This is a genomic window from Planktotalea arctica, assembly GCF_002105285.1.
Taxonomy (GTDB): domain Bacteria; phylum Pseudomonadota; class Alphaproteobacteria; order Rhodobacterales; family Rhodobacteraceae; genus Planktotalea; species Planktotalea arctica.
This window is the reverse complement of sequence record NZ_MUHR01000001.1, coordinates 43,528-59,384: the sequence shown is the minus strand read 5'-3', so window position 1 is coordinate 59,384 and position 15,857 is coordinate 43,528. Positions and strand designations below refer to the sequence as shown.

Annotated in this window: 19 protein-coding genes; 7 read left to right on the top strand and 12 right to left on the bottom strand. The window is 57.2% G+C overall.

What is annotated here, in order from left to right:
- Positions 1-58: 58 nt before the first annotated feature.
- Positions 59-904, top strand: coding sequence for an LOG family protein (locus B9P63_RS00315; RefSeq protein ID WP_085306562.1), 846 nt, complete (start codon positions 59-61; stop codon positions 902-904).
- Positions 905-998: 94 nt separating this feature from the next.
- Here the strand turns inward: B9P63_RS00315 and B9P63_RS00310 are convergent, their stop codons facing one another.
- Genes B9P63_RS00310 through B9P63_RS00300 form a run of 3 tightly spaced genes read right to left on the bottom strand, consistent with a single transcriptional unit; the run spans position 999 to position 2,824 of the window.
- On the bottom strand, positions 999-1,481 hold the full coding sequence (locus B9P63_RS00310) for a GNAT family N-acetyltransferase (protein ID WP_085306561.1): 483 nt from the start codon (positions 1,479-1,481) through the stop codon (positions 999-1,001).
- 8 nt (positions 1,482-1,489) lie between these two features.
- Positions 1,490-1,708, bottom strand: a complete 219-nt coding sequence (locus B9P63_RS00305; RefSeq protein ID WP_085306560.1) for a PIN domain-containing protein — start codon at positions 1,706-1,708, stop codon at positions 1,490-1,492.
- A 3-nt stretch (positions 1,709-1,711) separates the two neighbouring features.
- The gene (locus B9P63_RS00300; RefSeq protein WP_085306559.1) at positions 1,712-2,824 is read right to left on the bottom strand and encodes an S-(hydroxymethyl)glutathione dehydrogenase/class III alcohol dehydrogenase; all 1,113 of its coding nucleotides are present in this window, start codon (positions 2,822-2,824) and stop codon (positions 1,712-1,714) included.
- Positions 2,825-2,944: 120 nt separating this feature from the next.
- On the opposite strand from B9P63_RS00300, the gene B9P63_RS00295 reads away from it, so the two are divergent.
- Positions 2,945-3,289 (top strand): DUF2794 domain-containing protein, encoded by a 345-nt coding sequence (locus tag B9P63_RS00295; protein WP_085306558.1) that lies wholly within the window; start codon positions 2,945-2,947, stop codon positions 3,287-3,289.
- On the opposite strand, the gene B9P63_RS00290 is transcribed toward B9P63_RS00295, so the two are convergent.
- The 3 genes from B9P63_RS00290 to B9P63_RS00280 all read right to left on the bottom strand — a co-directional run bounded on the left by B9P63_RS00290 (position 3,286) and on the right by B9P63_RS00280 (position 5,984).
- Complete coding sequence (locus B9P63_RS00290; RefSeq protein WP_085306557.1) at positions 3,286-4,104, bottom strand: C40 family peptidase; 819 nt, start codon at positions 4,102-4,104, stop codon at positions 3,286-3,288. The two genes, B9P63_RS00295 and B9P63_RS00290, sit on opposite strands and share 4 nt — an antisense overlap.
- A complete protein-coding gene (locus B9P63_RS00285) occupies positions 4,101-5,486 on the bottom strand; it encodes a leucyl aminopeptidase family protein (protein WP_085306556.1) in 1,386 nt (461 codons plus the stop codon). The genes B9P63_RS00290 and B9P63_RS00285 overlap by 4 nt, the downstream gene beginning before the upstream one ends.
- 126 nt (positions 5,487-5,612) lie before the next feature.
- Complete coding sequence (locus B9P63_RS00280; RefSeq protein ID WP_245830533.1) at positions 5,613-5,984, bottom strand: hypothetical protein; 372 nt, start codon at positions 5,982-5,984, stop codon at positions 5,613-5,615.
- Between the two features lie 154 nt (positions 5,985-6,138).
- Between B9P63_RS00280 and B9P63_RS00275 the strand changes: the two genes are divergently transcribed.
- The 3 genes from B9P63_RS00275 (at position 6,139) to B9P63_RS00265 (ending at position 8,158) form a co-directional block, all read left to right on the top strand.
- Entirely contained in the window at positions 6,139-6,789 is a 651-nt protein-coding gene (locus tag B9P63_RS00275; protein WP_085307022.1) for a carbonic anhydrase, read from the top strand.
- 78 nt (positions 6,790-6,867) lie between these two features.
- Entirely contained in the window at positions 6,868-7,842 is a 975-nt protein-coding gene (locus tag B9P63_RS00270) for a sodium-dependent bicarbonate transport family permease (protein ID WP_085306555.1), read from the top strand.
- Positions 7,843-7,846: 4 nt separating this feature from the next.
- Positions 7,847-8,158, top strand: coding sequence for a P-II family nitrogen regulator (locus B9P63_RS00265; RefSeq protein ID WP_085306554.1), 312 nt, complete (start codon positions 7,847-7,849; stop codon positions 8,156-8,158).
- On the opposite strand, the gene B9P63_RS00260 is transcribed toward B9P63_RS00265, so the two are convergent.
- The 6 genes from B9P63_RS00260 to B9P63_RS00235 all read right to left on the bottom strand — a co-directional run bounded on the left by B9P63_RS00260 (position 8,155) and on the right by B9P63_RS00235 (position 13,541).
- Entirely contained in the window at positions 8,155-8,670 is a 516-nt protein-coding gene (locus B9P63_RS00260) for a DUF2799 domain-containing protein (RefSeq protein WP_085306553.1), read from the bottom strand. The genes B9P63_RS00265 and B9P63_RS00260 overlap by 4 nt on opposite strands.
- Positions 8,671-8,802: 132 nt before the next feature.
- The gene (locus B9P63_RS00255) at positions 8,803-9,825 is read right to left on the bottom strand and encodes an aspartate-semialdehyde dehydrogenase (protein ID WP_085306552.1); all 1,023 of its coding nucleotides are present in this window, start codon (positions 9,823-9,825) and stop codon (positions 8,803-8,805) included.
- A 114-nt stretch (positions 9,826-9,939) separates the two neighbouring features.
- Positions 9,940-11,109 carry an MFS transporter gene (locus B9P63_RS00250; protein ID WP_085306551.1) on the bottom strand — a complete coding sequence of 390 codons (1,170 nt, stop codon included), beginning with the start codon at positions 11,107-11,109 and terminating at the stop codon, positions 9,940-9,942.
- A gap of 205 nt (positions 11,110-11,314) precedes the next feature.
- Entirely contained in the window at positions 11,315-12,430 is a 1,116-nt protein-coding gene (locus B9P63_RS00245; RefSeq protein ID WP_085306550.1) for a CaiB/BaiF CoA transferase family protein, read from the bottom strand.
- Positions 12,427-13,023, bottom strand: coding sequence for a DsbA family protein (locus tag B9P63_RS00240; protein ID WP_085306549.1), 597 nt, complete (start codon positions 13,021-13,023; stop codon positions 12,427-12,429). The genes B9P63_RS00245 and B9P63_RS00240 overlap by 4 nt, the downstream gene beginning before the upstream one ends.
- Positions 13,024-13,034: 11 nt before the next feature.
- Complete coding sequence (locus B9P63_RS00235; protein ID WP_085306548.1) at positions 13,035-13,541, bottom strand: DUF721 domain-containing protein; 507 nt, start codon at positions 13,539-13,541, stop codon at positions 13,035-13,037.
- Between the two features lie 154 nt (positions 13,542-13,695).
- Between B9P63_RS00235 and B9P63_RS00230 the strand changes: the two genes are divergently transcribed.
- The gene (locus B9P63_RS00230; RefSeq protein WP_425439727.1) at positions 13,696-14,727 is read left to right on the top strand and encodes an A/G-specific adenine glycosylase; all 1,032 of its coding nucleotides are present in this window, start codon (positions 13,696-13,698) and stop codon (positions 14,725-14,727) included.
- Positions 14,724-15,857: an alkane 1-monooxygenase gene (locus tag B9P63_RS00225; RefSeq protein WP_085306546.1), complete on the top strand. Its 1,134-nt coding sequence runs from the start codon at positions 14,724-14,726 to the stop codon at positions 15,855-15,857. The genes B9P63_RS00230 and B9P63_RS00225 overlap by 4 nt, the downstream gene beginning before the upstream one ends.

Genomic DNA, 15,857 nt, shown 5'->3' with positions numbered 1-15,857 from the left:
GGTCGCGGGCGTTATGCCCCGTTAGACATGTGTTAACCTGTTTATGAGGACTTGAGTAATGAAAGACGACAGAAACAGCCCGTTTCGCGATGCTGGCACGGACCGCAGTGCGGTTGCGCATGTGCCCGACACCCCACAAACCCGCGCGCCAGCCTATCGGCTTGCCTTCGCAGACGAAGATTTCCTTTGCCGCGACGAACTGCGACCCGTGCGCTTGCAACTCGAGCTGCTGAAACCTGAACTGGTATTGGACGAACGCGGCATCGAAAGCACCATCGTGCTTTTCGGCGGCGCGCGCATTCCAGAACCTGCCAAGAAAAACAGCGCACGCACCAAGACGCTTGCCGATCTGTCAAAATATTATGAACAAGCCCGCGAATTTGCGCGCCTGATGACCGAAAAGTCGATGGAAAGCTACGGGCGCGAAAACGTGATCGTCACAGGCGGCGGACCCGGCGTGATGGAAGCGGGCAATCGCGGCGCAATGGATGCGGGCGGTGCGTCTATCGGGCTTAATATCGTGCTGCCGCACGAGCAGGCACCGAACGAATATGTGACGCCTGATCTGTGCTTCAATTTCCATTATTTCGCGATCCGCAAGATGCACTTTTTGATGCGCGCCAAGGCGATTTGCGTGTTCCCCGGTGGGTTCGGTACGCTCGATGAAACCTTCGAGGCGTTAACACTGATCCAGACAGGACGCATGGAGCGCGTGCCTGTGCTGCTCTTTGGTCGCGCTTTTTGGGAAAGTATCATCAACTGGGAAGCCTTATCCGAGGCTGGCACGATTTCAGCAGAGGATTTGGAGTTGTTCCGTTTTGTCGAGACCGCAGAAGAGGCAATTCATGCGATTGAACATTGGGATGGCGCAGGTGAGCGGCGCGGCGAAATTCCCGGGCGGTGATCCGAATTTTTACAATAAATTCGGGACGCTCAGGTTTTTTTGCTGGTGCGCGAGAGGTGACGTTTGAATTTGAGTTTAAAGGGCAAGATGAAGCCTAAAGCGTTTTAAACATCACAAGCGCGTCGATCATGCCATCTTTGGGGTGATGAAAGGCTTGGGGAAGGCGGCCAACGGTATCAAAGCCCGCACGGTGCCAGATGTCGATTGCACGCGTGTTGTTCGAGAGCACAAAGTTGAATTGCATCGCTTTGTATCCAAGGGTCTTGGCGCGCGTTAGCGCATCGTCCAGCATCGCGCGCGCCACGCCTTTTCCGCCCGAGTTGGGCGCGGAAATAAAGCCACAGTTGCACACGTGCGCGCCGCCACCGCTGGCGTTAGTCTTGATGTAATATGTGCCAAGCGGATCGCTACCCGCCTCCGCAATAAAGCAGCCCGCGTCCGCGCCTGTCCAATACGCCAGCGCATCAGCGCAGCTGATCTGTGGATCGATCGCATAGGTTTCACCAGAGCGAAACACCGGCGCGAGCATGGCCCAAAGCGCGGCGTTGTCCGAGCTGTTTACAGGGCGAAGGTGCATCCCGGACCTCAGGGCTTCAAGCGGAGATGCGGCTGGGCCCAGATCATTTTGATCTCAAACTTGTCGATCACTTTCACCAGTTGGAAGACGTGGCTGATATCGCCGTAAAAGCGACGAATGATCGCTATACCCAAACCGGCGGTTTCATCAAAAATAGCATCCGCATATTTGGCGGAGATATCCTCGCCGTCGATCAGAACGGCGAGGCGCTTAAGCTGTTCCGGCATCGCTTAGAATTCAACGACCGCGCGGATTGATTTGCCTTCGTGCATTAGATCAAAGCCGTGATTGATTTCGTCCAAGGTCAGCTTGTGGGTGATCATCGGATCAATCTCGATTTTGCCATCCATGTACCAATCGACGATCTTGGGAACATCCGTGCGACCCGACGCACCGCCAAAGGCCGTGCCGCGCCACGAGCGGCCCGTGACCAATTGGAAAGGTCGCGTCGAGATTTCTGCGCCCGCAGGAGCGACGCCGATGATGATGCTCTCGCCCCAGCCTTTGTGCGCCGCTTCGAGCGCGGTGCGCATGACGCCGACGTTGCCGGTGGCGTCGAACGTGTAATCCGCACCGCCGCCGGTAAGTTCGACTAGATGCGCGACCAGATCACCCTCTACTTTGGCTGGATTCACGAAGTCGGTCATGCCGAAATGGCGGCTCATCTTTTCTTTGTCGTCATTGAGATCGACGCCAACAATCTGATCGGCACCCGCAAGGCGCAAACCTTGGATCACGTTGAGACCAATGCCCCCGAGGCCGAAAACAATCGCGGTCGAGCCAATCTCGACCTTGGCTGTGTTGATCACAGCGCCGATGCCAGTTGTCACGCCACAACCGATGTAGCAAATTTTGTCAAACGGGGCGTCCTTGCGCACTTTAGCAAGCGCGATTTCAGGCACGACCGTGTGGTTCGCAAAAGTGGAACAACCCATGTAGTGATAGATGGGCGTACCGTCGAGCATGGAGAACCGCGTGGAGCCGTCAGGCAAAAGGCCCGCACCTTGCGTGCTGCGAATTTTTTGGCACAGGTTGGTTTTCGGGTTGAGGCAATATTCGCACTCGCGGCACTCTGGCGTGTATAGCGGGATCACGTGATCACCAACCTCAAGGCTGGTCACGCCTTCGCCAACTTCGATCACGATGCCTGCGCCCTCGTGGCCAAGGATCGCAGGGAAAATTCCCTCTGGGTCATCGCCCGAGCGGGTGAATTCATCGGTGTGGCACAGGCCTGTCGCCTTGATTTCCACAAGAACTTCGCCGGCGCGAGGGCCTTCCAAGTTCACTTCCATCACTTCGAGCGGTTTTCCGGCAGCAACGGCAACAGCAGCTTTAGTACGCATCTAGGCATCTCCCATTAGATTAGTTCAAGTGTCCACGAAATCATCGCGCATTTCAATGCAGCACGCAGCGAAAACGGCGCTGCGCTTGATTTAAGCAGCAAAGGGCGCAAGTGTGGGGATATGACAGATCAATCGCCCATTCCGATGCACCCGAGTCCTTCGCCATCGCAAATCGCCTTTCACCGAACAGAGCTTAGTGTGATCCTCTCATTGTATGGGCGTATGGTAGCGGCAGGAGAATGGCGCGATTACGGGATTTCCTGCCTTAGGGAAGTTGCGGTATTTTCAATCTTCAAACGTACCGCTGAAAACCCCCTTTATCGCATAGAAAAGCGGCCCAAATTGCGTATGAAGCAAGGGCAATACGCGGTGATCGGCGTCAATGGTCAGGTGCTCAAACGGGGCAATGATCTCAGGGCGGTGCTGCGCGTTCTCGAACGCAAATTGATCCGCGCGATCAATTAGAACCTCACGTGCCGCGTGACCTCGCCATCGCCTTGCGCGGCAATGCGTGCACGCGCCACGTCCACGCCTTCGAGCACGACAGCCATGTGATGCGCATTGGCGTGGATCAGCGTTTTGTTGTCAGCCAGCATTGCCACATGACCCTTCCAAAACAGTAAATCGCCCGCCACGGGATTGCCGCTCGCTTCGCGCCCAAGGCTGCGTTCCTGCAAATCACTATCGGCTGCACAGGGGATACCGCAAGCGAGCAACGCCGCCTGCACGAGGCCGGAGCAATCAATGCCAAAACGACTGTTGCCCCCCCAAAGATACGGTGTGCCAAGGAACAGCCTCGCCACTTGCGCAGGACTGCGTTCAACCTCGCCAATCGCAGCGATATGTTGCAGCGGGACATAGCCATCTTGCGTGCGCGCAAAACGGGCCTCCATCTCGAGCACCGTGATCTGACTTGCGAAACTCAAGGCCATGACATCGCGCGATTTGAAATTTGCGGTCTCGTAGATGTGACTGGATGGGGCCTTGATCCAATGGGTCGGGACGCTCGGCGCACGCAGCGCGCTTTTGGGAACATAGCCGCAATAGCCGTCCTTATCAGCCTGCAAAAAGGCCCAGCCCTCGCGCTCTTCCAGAACCCTCACTTGCTCACCCATCAGCAACTGGCGGTCGCGCGGGCCGTCCGGCGCGCGCCTCAGATCAGCAACAGGCACACACATGCAGCGCGCCGCACCCGCGACGTATTCATCCGCCGCAACACTGTCGCGCAGGCTCTCACAGGCGACGCGCCCGTTCGACGGGGTCAGGCGTGGATCGCTCATAGATCAAGCATCTCAGGCAGAGCCGCCAGCAGCGCGCGCGTGCCTTGACCAACGCCACCTTTAGAGCGCGCAGGTGCAGCGCTTGGCTGCCAGCCGTAGATATCGAAGTGCATGTAGTTCGGCGTTTCCGTCACGAAACGGCGCAGGAACAGCGCAGCAGTTATGGAGCCTGCAAAACCACCCTTTGGCGCATTGTCCAGATCGGCGATCCCGGGTTCAATCATCGTCTCATAGGGATCCCAAAACGGCATACGCCAGACCGGATCCTGCACGCGGCGCGCAGCGCTTTCCAAGGCCGCGGCGCTGCTGTCGCTTTGCGCATAGTAGGGCGCGAGATCAGGCCCAACCGCCACGCGCGCGGCTCCCGTAAGGGTCGCCATCGAAATGATCACATCGGGCTTTTCTTCATCCGCAAGCGCAAGCGCATCAGCCAAAACGAGGCGCCCCTCGGCATCGGTGTTGTTGATTTCGACCGTCAGCCCCTTGCGCGAGCGCAAGATGTCTTGCGGGCGGAAGGCATCGGCGCTGATCGAGTTTTCAACCGCTGGAACAAGCACGCGCAACTGAAGTGGCATGCCGTGCGACATGATCATTTTCGCAAGGCCAAGCACCGCCGCAGCGCCCCCCATGTCTTTTTTCATCATGCCCATGGAACTCGCAGGCTTGATATTCAGCCCGCCCGTGTCAAAGCAAACCCCCTTGCCCACCAACGTAAGTGTCGGCCCAGTATCGCCCCAACGCATATCGATCAAACGCGGCGCGCGCGACGCGGCGCGGCCAACCGCATGGATCATCGGGAAATTTTGCTCCAGCAACGCCTCCCCTTCGATCACAGTGATCTTAGCGTCATACCTATCGGCAAGATTTCGTGCTGCCCTTTCAAGATTGGGTGGACCCATGTCCGACGCAGGCGTGTTGATCAAATCGCGTGTCAGCATCTCGCCAGCGGCAATCGCTTCAAGCGCCCCTGAGTCTATGCCATCGGGGCATGTAAGCTCCGCAAAGGGACCGCCTTGAGCGCGATAGCGATCAAACTGATAGTCGGACAGCAGCCAGCCAAGTAGCTCCGCATGGAGCGCGTCGCCGCTCAGATCGCTGAGCAGATAATAGGTTTGAACCGGCAGGTTCGAGCGCGCCGCGCCGAGCGCGAAACGGTTTCGCGCACGCGCGTCCTTTGTGCCAGTACCAACCAAAGCGCCAGCGATTGTCCCATCAGCGCTCGCAAGCGCCAAAGACGCACCAAATGCGGCGGTAAAACCAGAAGCCTTCACCCATGCCTGTACCTGCACAGGCTGATTTGCCAACCAACCCTCAAGCCCCTCGCTTGAAAGCAGAGTCAAAGGGATGCTGGAGCGATCCGGCGCGGCAAAGATCAAGGACATAAGGGGGCTTTCATAGGAGCGGTTTCACCGCCAAGCTAACCGCTTCGCCCTGCCCTGCAAGAGGAGAATTGCGCACGCGCAAAACCCCGCCGCAAGTTACTTGGCCTGCAATCGGAAAGCGCGGCGCTAGACCGTCACGTCCTGTAGATCCCAGATCGCTGTCAGCGATTGATCCGAGCTGCGCACGAGGCGCGAAAACGTCGCGCCAAGGGCGACCCAGTCGCCGCTATCGATGCAATTTACTACATCCCTAGAAACCTGCGCCAGCGTTTGCAGCCCGATCTGATCGGCGATCGCGATCAGCGAATGCACGGTCTTGCGCAAATCGCGCGAGGCCCCCGCTGCATAGAGCTTTTCGCTTTGCTTGATGCGGATCGCCATTTCCTCCATCGCCCGGCACAACACATTGTCTGCACCATCCTCGCCCAACTTGGTATAAAGCATCTCCAAACACTCAGCATCCAGACAGACTTGTTCGCTTGGTGTAATTGTTGTCATCTGTTCCACGGTCTCACCCCGAATTCGCCCCCACGGCTTGCACCTTATGGCAATATGCCCTTCCCAAAAGGTTGACGCCGCCCACTCTTTTCTCTCGAAATTCAATCAAATCCAGCGTATCGATCCAGACGCACTGATCAGAACGGACCGCGCCATGCCCTATGTCAAACCTCTGCCCGCCTTTCTTGCGCAGCGTTATCATGGCTGGAAAGCGACCACCTATTCAGAGAATAAGGCCTGGTTTCGCAAACTGGCCACCGAAGGGCAGCATCCGCGCGCTATGATCATCTCGTGCTGCGATAGCCGTGTGCATGTGGCCTCGATTTTTGGCGCGGACGCGGGCGAATTCTTTATTCATCGAAATGTCGCTAATTTGGTGCCTGCTTTCGCGCCCGACGGCGATCATCACGGCACCAGCGCCGCCATCGAGTACGCCGTGACCGCCCTGCATGTCTCGCACATCATCGTTTTGGGCCATTCGCAATGTGGCGGCGTTCAGGGCTGCCTTGATATGTGCACGGGCAATGCGCCCGAACTCGAGGAGTCCAGCAGTTTCGTAGGCCGCTGGATGGATATTTTGCGCCCCGGCTATGAGCGCGTGCGCGACAAGTTTGCACCCGAGGATATGGCAGCAGCGCTGGAAAAAGAATCCGTCATGGTCGCGCTCGAAAACCTGATGACATTCCCTTTTGTGCATAAAGCGGTATCCACTGACATGTTAACACTTCATGGGCTGTGGACCGACATCGGCGAAGGCACTCTGGAATGCCTCGACTCCAAAAGCCGCGAGTTTTATCCGGTTTAACTTCCCTTTTGCGCGCTTAACCTGCATTTAGGACAAAATAGCTGCATCGCAGAATTTGCAGAAAGAGGGATGCTACCCATGGATATCTTTTCACTCGCAGCGGAAACGCTGGTCACGCCAATTGTTCTTTCCTTCGTGCTGGGCTTGTTCGCGGCACTCGTGCGATCCGATTTAAGCATCCCTGAGGCGGTTGCCAAAGGCATGTCGCTCTACCTTTTGTTCGCGATTGGCTTCAAAGGCGGGGTCAGCCTTGCCGATCACGGCGTTGATCTCACGCTCGGCCTGACACTGCTAACAGGTGTTGTTCTCTCTGCCGCGATCCCGCTTCTTGCCTACATGATCCTGCGCGCGCTCAGCGGCCTTAGCGCCCTCGATGCGGCGGCAGTTGCCGGGCACTACGGCTCTATTTCTATCGTGACATTCGTTGCGGCCACCTCTGTACTGGAAAGCCAAGGCATCGCCTATGACGGCTACATGGTTGCGGTCGCCGCGGCGATGGAAGCGCCTGCGATCTTATCCGCACTCTGGCTCGTCACACGCTCCAAAGGCGGCGGCAAGATGGAGCCAGGGCTGTGGCGTGAAATCATGCTCAACGGCTCAATCGTCCTGCTCATCGGCGCGTTCCTCATCGGCATGATCACAGGCGAAGAGGGCCTAAAGGAAATCGCGCCACTGGTGATCGCACCGTTCAAGGGTGTGCTATGCCTGTTCCTGTTGGACATGGGCATCATCGCAGGACGTGGATTGCGCAAGGGCCGCGGCGTGCTGGACGCAGGTGCATTGGCATTCGGCATTATCATGCCCTTGCTCGGCAGCATACTGGGCCTTGGCGCAGCCCTGCTGCTCGGCCTGCCCCTAGGCTCCGCATTGCTGTTGATGGTGCTTAGCGCATCGGCCTCCTACATCGCAGTGCCCGCCGCCATGCGTGTCGCACTGCCAGAGGCAAACCCGTCCATCTATCTCACGCTCTCGCTTGGCGTGACTTTTCCATTCAACCTGGTCATTGGCATCCCGCTCTACCTCGCGCTTGCCAGTGCCGTGATCGGAGGCTGATCTGATGCAAACCCACAAAGCAAAACGCGTTGAAATCACCATTGAGAAAATCATGCTCTCCCGCCTTACAGCGGCGATCGAGACGGCGGATGTGTCTGGCTATTCCATACTGCCCGTGTTTGGCGGTTCTGGCCGCTCAGGCCACTGGACGCGCGAAGACAGTATCGGGCGCGGCGATGGCATGGTGCAGGTCATTTGCATCATTAAGCCAGAGCGCTTGGATATGCTATTGGAGTCCGCCTTCGAGGTCGTCGAACGGCACATCGGGGTGGTGACGATTACCGATTGCGATGTGCTTCGGGCGGAGCGGTTTTAGAGCGAGCCAACCAATGAGCGCCGCAGCTCTAGCAAGCTAATCCGATTGCTCAGCGAGCGGTTCTCGTGCACCAGCGCCGCCCTTTTGCCTGCGTCTTGCTCGGCAATGAGCATCCGCCCAATTTCGTTCACGCGGTACTGAATTTCACTGATCTCGCTGGTGTACTCGCGGTACTCTAAACCTTTGTTGTTTGCCGCCTGCAACGCAGGCAGCTCTGCCGCAGGGCACACGGCACTCAACGACCGCCCGCTGCGCCCCTCGGAATACGCTTTGGACGGCACGCAATAAGCTGGCAAACCGCGTTGGCGGCCCTGCTCCCACAGACTTTGCACAGGGTGCACGCCCGTCTTTTCACAGGCCTTCGCATGGCTTTGCAGGAACGCGCTGGTCTTGCCGTTGGTACCATCGCGAAAGCCAATTTCTTCCCAGTTGCCGCTGAGACATTCCTCTTTGGATAACGTGGCGCAGCCCGTCAGGGCGAGTGTGAAGCCGATAGCAATAAGCGCCCGCATAGCATGTCCTTGCAGTAAAATGATTTGCGTTAATCAGAGCCCGCCGCGCGATGTTATGCAATATCATAGCTCTAAAACGAAAAACCCCGCCATGCGAGCAAGCGGGGTCTTCCAAGTTTCCAAAGGCAGTGATCAGCCCTTTTTTAGAACTCTATTTCCCAGCGTTTCTGCAATCTGCACCGCGTTCAAAGCCGCACCTTTGCGCAGATTGTCAGAGACGCACCACAGGTTCAAACCGTTATCAATCGTGCTGTCCTGACGGATGCGCGAAATAAAGGTCGCATAATCGCCAACGCATTCAACGGGCGTCACGTAACCACCATTTTCACGCTTGTCGATAACCATAATACCTGGCGCTTCACGCAGAATATCGCGGGCTTCGTCTTCATCAAGGAAATCCTCGAATTCGATATTGATCGACTCGGAATGACCCACAAACACAGGGACACGAACGCAGGTCGCCGTCACTTTGATGCTCGGATCAAGAATCTTCTTGGTCTCTGCGACCATCTTCCATTCTTCCTTGGTCTCGCCGCTATCGAGGAACACGTCGATATGCGGAATCACGTTGAAAGCGATCTGCTTGGTGAACACGCGTGGCGGCTTGTCATCTGTCGGGTTGTAAATCGACTTGGTCTGATTCCACAGCTCATCCGCACCATCTTTTCCAGCACCAGAAACAGACTGATACGTGCTGACAACAACCCGCTTGATGCGCGCACGGTCATGCAGCGGCTTTAGCGCAACAACCATCTGCGCAGTCGAACAGTTGGGATTCGCGATAATGTTCTTCTTGGAATAGCCATGAATCGCCTCTGGATTCACCTCCGGAACGATCAGCGGCACGTCAGGATCGTAGCGATAGAGCGACGAGTTATCGATCACAACGCAGCCCGCCTTAGCCGCAAGGGGCGCGTATTTCTTGGTCGCGTCAGAGCCAACAGCAAACAGCGCCATATCCCAGCCCGTGAAATCGAACGTATCCAAGTCTTTCGTCTTCAATGTTCTGTCACCAAAGCTCACTTCCGTGCCCATGGATTTTCGGCTTGCCAGCACAGCAAGTTCATCAACCGGGAACTTGCGTTCATCCAGGATGTTCAACATTTCACGGCCCACATTTCCGGTGGCACCGACGACGACGACTTTATACCCCATCGGGTCTCTCCTCTACGGGTTTGAAGGCGTGCGTTTGCGCGCCATCGGGGCCGCTATACGCGTAACTGAGCTCTTGGAAAAGAGCAGATGCGCTGCACTGCGGTAGCTGTGACCTTAATCAAGCCGATCCTGACAGAACGCATAGATCGCAAGCCCGATAATGACGAGCACGCCAAGAAAAAGGAATATTGCATGATACGGCTCGGCGGGTGCCGCTGCGCTAACCGACAGGGTCGCGTGCATGCGCCCGGATATCATCTGCATCAAGCCCACACCCCCGATGCCGAACAGATTCATCAAGGTGACGCCCCGCCCCGCCAAATGTGCAGGAACAAACGCGCGCCCATGGGCCATCAAAAGCGGGAAAGACATGCCGAAGAACCCGACGGCGGCAAACAAGAGCACGGCCTCCCAATAGCCTGTGGCAAACCCCAGCCCCAACGCGATACAGAACATCGCTCCGATTACGTTGCCGCCAAAAGCCACCCATTTGCGCGTTCCGAAAATGCGATCAAGGGGGCCGTAAACAAACGTCCCTGCAATCATTGCACAGGCCATGACAAGCGATGCCGTCCCTGCACTTCCACCGAACACATCGCTCACATAAGGCCCGATCCACAACCCACGCAGCGCGCCTGCAGGGGCATAGTTTACGAACATCAAAGGAAAGATCAACCACAGCGCAGGCATCTTGAGAAGCGTAAGAACAGAGCCCCCTTCGCTGCTCTCGATCCGCTCAGGATCTTCGATCACAAAGAACAGGCCAATCGCAATAATGCCCGTCACAGCGGCCAGAACCATCACCGTCTCGCGCCAGCCGAACGCATCTACCGCCATTGCCAGCGGCACCGACCCAGCGAGGTTCCCGAACGAACCGACCCCGATCATGAAGGATGCCAGCGTGGCAAACATCGCCGCCGAGTAAATCCTCGCGAACACAAAGAAACTGGCCATCAACACGGGCGAGCAGCCAATCCCGATCAAAAGCATCGCGATGTTGATATGTGCAGGCGTGCTTGCCAGCGCGAACACCAGCGCGCCGCCAGCCCCGCCAATCAGCAAAAGCGACGACGCCGTGCGCCGTGGCCCAAGTGTATCAAGCGCCCAGCCCACAGGAATTTGCATCGCCGCAAAGGACAAGAACCAAAGCCCCGATGCCATCGCCAGATCATCCGGCGCTGCGCCGATATCCGTGCCCAAAACATCTGTCATGACTGCCAGAAAGGCGCGGTAAAACTGGCTTAGAATATAAGCTAAGCTCAAAAGAAATAGACCGGTTTTCATATCTTGCCCACTCTGCACGACCAATCCGAGCTGATTGGCAGATTAGACGCGCACCGACAAGAGCGCATGAAACGACACGCTGGGTTCCTCTTTCCAGAAATATCGCGGGGAGCACGAGGGGCTGGCCCCTCGTATCAAACGTGCGAGCACGAGGGGCGCCCAGCCCCTCGCTCCGATCGGATTGCCAAAGGCAATTCGAAAACCATTATTCGTTATCTTCGCCCAGTTTTGGCGAGGGTCGATGCAAAGCCAGTTCCGCATCAGAAAACACAAACGGTGCGCGCACGCCGGGAATTCCGTCCAACTCGATTTGCATACCGCGCGCTTTGATCTGCGGGTCAGCCAGCATTTCGCCCATATCGTTGATCGGCCCTGCCGGAACGCCCTGCTCTTCGCAGGCAGCTAATAGATCCAGTTTGGTCATAAGGCTGGTTTTCTCTGTCAAACGGCGGGTCATCTCGACGCGGTTCTTGATGCGTTCAGAATTCCCCGCGAAGAGCGGCTCGAATCCCATTTCGGGCATGCCAAGCAGCGCGCACAGGCGATGGTACTGCGGATCATTACCCGTTGCGATGATGATATGCCCGTCCGCGCAATCGAACACCTGATAGGGCGTCAGGTTGGGGTGGGCATTGCCCATCCGCACGGGCGCAACACCCGTCGTCAGATAGTTCATCGCTTGATTGGCTGTTACGGCAGCTGCGACATCCAGAAGCGACATGTCGATATGCTGTCCTTTGCCACTGGTTTGACGCTGGTGCACAGCCGCCAGAATACCCGCAACAGCGTAGACACCGGTAAAGATATCCGTAGTTGCAACGCCTGCCTTTTGCGGCTGGCCATCCGGTTCACCCGTGATCGACATCAAACCGGACATGCCTTGGATAATAAAATCATATCCGGCGCGATGTGCGTACGGGCCAGTCTGGCCAAAGCCCGTGATGGAGCAGTAGATCAATCGCGGGAATTCATCCTTCAAAGACGCGTAATCAAGGCCGTATTTCACAAGGCCCCCGACTTTGAAATTCTCGATCACGATATCCGCATCAGCCAAGAGCGCTTTGACATGCGCCTGTCCCTCAGCAGTGCGAAAGTCGATCGTGACTGATTTCTTGCCGCGATTGCAGGAATGGAAATAGGCGGCAGACGTGTCGCCCTCGCGCTCAATGAATGGAGGACCCCAGCGGCGGGTGTCGTCCCCTTGCGGGGCTTCTACCTTGATCACTTCCGCGCCAAGATCAGACAGCGTTTGACCAGCCCAGGGACCAGCCAGAATGCGCGCCAGCTCGACGACTTTCAATCCTGCGAGGGGTGCGCTCATTCTGCCAGTTTCTCTTCGATGATCGCGGACATCTCGGCATAGTTCATGTTGGCATAGGGCTCGCCGTTGATTAGGAAAGACGGTGTCGAGCGCACGTTGTCGCGCTCTGCATTCTCCTGATACCATGCAACCAGCGCCTGAGCGTTATCCGCATCCTCGAGGCACGCATCGAGCGTTTCGTCGCTCATGCCGCCCTTGAGGCCAAGTTTGCGCAACTCCGCAACAATCGCTGCGGGATCACCCGCGCGGCTCCAGAGCGATTGTTCCTTGAAAATCAGATCAGTCATGCCAAAAAAGCGGTCCGGTCCTGCGCAACGCGCGATCATCGAACTCCAAAGACCGTAGCGATCGAAATAGACTTCGCGAAAGACGAATTTCACTTTGCCCGTATCGATGTAATCCGCCTTCAGGTCCTTGTAGGGGCCTGCGTGAAAGGTCGCGCAATGCGGGCAGGTGAAGGAGGCGTATTCGATAATTTCCACTTTGGCGTTCGCATCGCCCTGAACCATGTCCAGAATTTTACCATCTTGGGCGGTGGCCATGCTCAGGCTGAGTAGAACCGCTGTTGCGGCAGTAAATAGGGTACGAAGCATTTGGCTTCTCCTCAGGTTTTTGATTTGAGTAATACGTTCTGCGCAAGCCTCTCAAGGGCAACGCGCAAATCATTGCTTTGCACGCCGCCTGCGGATTGCGCGGCGGCCTGTTTGATTGCATCGCTAGCTTCGGGCTTCTTCGGCGTCACTGCGCGCTCGAACACGGCGCGCCCTTCGGCGAAACCCGTGGGCGCGGTCTGCGTGATGCGCACGCGGCTGATAGCGTTATAGCCGTAAACCGCGTTCACCTTGGCGCGGATTTGCTCCTTTTGCATTTCCACCATGGGCGCGTTGGCCCCAGTGGTCAAAATCGTCAGAGTCGCGCCAAAGCCCTGACGCCCGTAACTGACGTTCACGGGCCGCGCGATCGCAGCCGTATCCGCGCCAATCACCTCTTCCCAGTGGGTGAGCAGACGCGATTGTGCAAAACCACGCGATTCGGACGCCTTACGAATCCGCTGTGTCAGCAGACTCGACGTGCGAGCAAAGCCTTTCGAGGTTGCGCGACGCTGCGCCATGAGGTTTGTCCTGCCTTGCATCTATTTCTCACAGTCTATCTTAAGGCCCGCAGCGCTGGGTGCCAGCAAAACCGAACGAGCGAGAGTATAAACATTGCGTGAGAGTGCCGATCCCCTAACGCTTTTGGAGTGGTATGATCGCCACGCCCGCGCGATGCCCTGGCGCATCAGCCCTGCCGACCGCCGCGCTGGCGTGCGCCCAGACCCCTATCGCATTTGGATGAGCGAAGTGATGCTGCAGCAAACCACGGTCGCAGCAGTAAAGGACTATTTCACCCGCTTCACGCAGCGCTGGCCCCGCGTATCCGATCTGGCGGCAGCCAAGGATGCGGATGTTATGGGCGAATGGGCCGGCCTTGGCTACTATGCGCGCGCGCGCAATCTGCTCAAGTGCGCGCGCGTTGTCGCGAATGAACATGGCGGCGTTTTTCCAAATACCCATGCCGCACTCTTGGAGCTGCCAGGCATCGGCCCGTACACTGCTGCGGCAGTTTCCTCTATCGCCTATGATTTGCCTGAAACTGTGCTCGATGTAAATGTCGAGCGCGTGATGGCGCGGCTCTACGATGTTCACACACCCCTACCCGCAGCCAAACCCGAATTGATGGTGCTGGCAGAGGCTCTGACCCCGCGCAAACGAGCCGGCGATTATGCCCAAGCAGTCATGGATCTGGGCGCGACGATCTGCACTCCGAAGAACCCTGCCTGCGGAATTTGCCCGTGGCGCACCCCTTGCGAGGGGCGCCTTGCGGGAACGCATCTGGAATTGCCCAAGAAGACACCGAAAAAGCCCAAGCCCGTGCGACAGGGCATCGCCTATGTCGCGCAGCGTGTGGACGGTGCCTATCTGCTTGAAACGCGTCCCGACAGCGGACTGCTGGGCGGTATGCTCGGCTGGCCGGGCAGCGAATGGGCCGAAACGCCGCCCACAGATGCGATTCCGATCCGTGCGCAATGGAAGCAGATCGAGGGCGAAGCACGCCATACATTCACACATTTCCATCTGCGCTTGACCGTGAAAACCGCGCTCGTCCCCATGGACCGGACACCCGATGTGGGGCATTTTGTCGACTTAAACGAATTTCGGCCCTCTGATTTACCCACAGTGATGCGCAAGGCCTTTGATTTAGCCACGGGCGGACGTAAAATGACCGAGCCGACCCTGCTGAGGAGCAAGACCCGATGATTTCTTCGCAAACCGCTGCAAAACTTCAAAGTGCGCTACCTTTCTGGCTGTCATTCCTGCTTATTCCCGCGATCTGGCTTGCTGCCTTAACGGGCGGCTGGTGGGTTTTGATCATTCCCGTGCTCACGTGGTATTTGTTTGCGGCCTTGGACGTTGCGGCGGGTTTGAACCTAGAAAACGTTGATCCGGAAACCAGTGACGATGATCTAAGATGGTACAAACTGCTGACGACGGCTTGGGTGCCGGTCCAGTTTCTGACAATCTTCGGCTTGATCTACTACGTCGGCCAAGCCGAGCACTTGGGCACATGGGAAAAGATCGGGCTTTTCTTCAGCGTCGGCGTCGGGTCCGGCACGATCGGGATCAATTACAGCCATGAGCTTATGCACCAAAAGACCAAGTTCGAGCGTTGGCTGGGCGATATCCTGCTCGCCATGGTGCTTTATTCCCATTTCCGCTCTGAACATTTGCTGGTGCATCACCGCTATGTCGGCACGCCGCGCGACCCCGTGACTGCGCGCTATGGCGAGGGGTTTCACCGCTTCTTCCCACGCGTTTTGCGCGAAAGCTGGCATTCGGCCTTTGGCGCTGAAAAAGCGATGCTGGCGCGCAAGGATTTGCCATGGACCGACCTGTCGAACCCGTTGTTTCGCTATTGGGCGCTACAAGGCGGGATGCTGGCGCTTGCCTTGATACTGGGCGGCTGGGCTGGTCTCGGGCTGTTCATTTTTCAGGCTTTTGTCGCGATCTGGCAGCTGGAATTGGTGAACTACGTCGAGCATTACGGGTTGACCCGCAAGCATCTGGGGGACGGCAAATACGAACATGTGCAGCCGCGCCATTCCTGGAATGCGGCACATAAGGCGTCAAACTGGCTTTTGATAAATTTGCAGCGCCATTCGGATCATCACTACAAGCCAGACCGCCGTTTTCCGCTACTGCAGAACTACACCGAAGCGGACGCGCCGCAACTGCCCTATGGCTATCCCATCATGACGATGGCGGCGCTTTATCCACGTCTATGGAAGCGGATCATGAACCCGCGCGTTCAGCGCTGGCGCGAGATGTATTACCCCGAAATCACTGAGTGGCGCGCATATAACAAGGCGAGCAACCCTTTGCCCCGTTAG

Bases quoted from the DNA above. Each gene is read 5' to 3' on its own strand.
- B9P63_RS00255 (WP_085306552.1), bottom strand. From the start codon at position 9,825: ATGGGGTATAAAGTCGTCGTCGTCGGTGCCACCGGAAATGTGGGCCGT.
- B9P63_RS00250 (WP_085306551.1), bottom strand. From the start codon at position 11,109: ATGAAAACCGGTCTATTTCTTTTGAGCTTAGCTTATATTCTAAGCCAG.
- B9P63_RS00315 (WP_085306562.1), top strand. From the start codon at position 59: ATGAAAGACGACAGAAACAGCCCGTTTCGCGATGCTGGCACGGACCGC.
- B9P63_RS00235 (WP_085306548.1), bottom strand. From the start codon at position 13,541: ATGGCGCAGCGTCGCGCAACCTCGAAAGGCTTTGCTCGCACGTCGAGT.
- B9P63_RS00225 (WP_085306546.1), top strand. From the start codon at position 14,724: ATGATTTCTTCGCAAACCGCTGCAAAACTTCAAAGTGCGCTACCTTTC.
- B9P63_RS00245 (WP_085306550.1), bottom strand. From the start codon at position 12,430: ATGAGCGCACCCCTCGCAGGATTGAAAGTCGTCGAGCTGGCGCGCATT.
- B9P63_RS00280 (WP_245830533.1), bottom strand. From the start codon at position 5,984: ATGACAACAATTACACCAAGCGAACAAGTCTGTCTGGATGCTGAGTGT.
- B9P63_RS00295 (WP_085306558.1), top strand. From the start codon at position 2,945: ATGACAGATCAATCGCCCATTCCGATGCACCCGAGTCCTTCGCCATCG.
- B9P63_RS00305 (WP_085306560.1), bottom strand. From the start codon at position 1,708: ATGCCGGAACAGCTTAAGCGCCTCGCCGTTCTGATCGACGGCGAGGAT.
- B9P63_RS00270 (WP_085306555.1), top strand. From the start codon at position 6,868: ATGGATATCTTTTCACTCGCAGCGGAAACGCTGGTCACGCCAATTGTT.
- B9P63_RS00300 (WP_085306559.1), bottom strand. From the start codon at position 2,824: ATGCGTACTAAAGCTGCTGTTGCCGTTGCTGCCGGAAAACCGCTCGAA.
- B9P63_RS00275 (WP_085307022.1), top strand. From the start codon at position 6,139: ATGCCCTATGTCAAACCTCTGCCCGCCTTTCTTGCGCAGCGTTATCAT.
- B9P63_RS00260 (WP_085306553.1), bottom strand. From the start codon at position 8,670: ATGCGGGCGCTTATTGCTATCGGCTTCACACTCGCCCTGACGGGCTGC.
- B9P63_RS00240 (WP_085306549.1), bottom strand. From the start codon at position 13,023: ATGCTTCGTACCCTATTTACTGCCGCAACAGCGGTTCTACTCAGCCTG.
- B9P63_RS00310 (WP_085306561.1), bottom strand. From the start codon at position 1,481: ATGCACCTTCGCCCTGTAAACAGCTCGGACAACGCCGCGCTTTGGGCC.
- B9P63_RS00230 (WP_425439727.1), top strand. From the start codon at position 13,696: ATGCCCTGGCGCATCAGCCCTGCCGACCGCCGCGCTGGCGTGCGCCCA.
- B9P63_RS00285 (WP_085306556.1), bottom strand. From the start codon at position 5,486: ATGTCCTTGATCTTTGCCGCGCCGGATCGCTCCAGCATCCCTTTGACT.
- B9P63_RS00290 (WP_085306557.1), bottom strand. From the start codon at position 4,104: ATGAGCGATCCACGCCTGACCCCGTCGAACGGGCGCGTCGCCTGTGAG.
- B9P63_RS00265 (WP_085306554.1), top strand. From the start codon at position 7,847: ATGCAAACCCACAAAGCAAAACGCGTTGAAATCACCATTGAGAAAATC.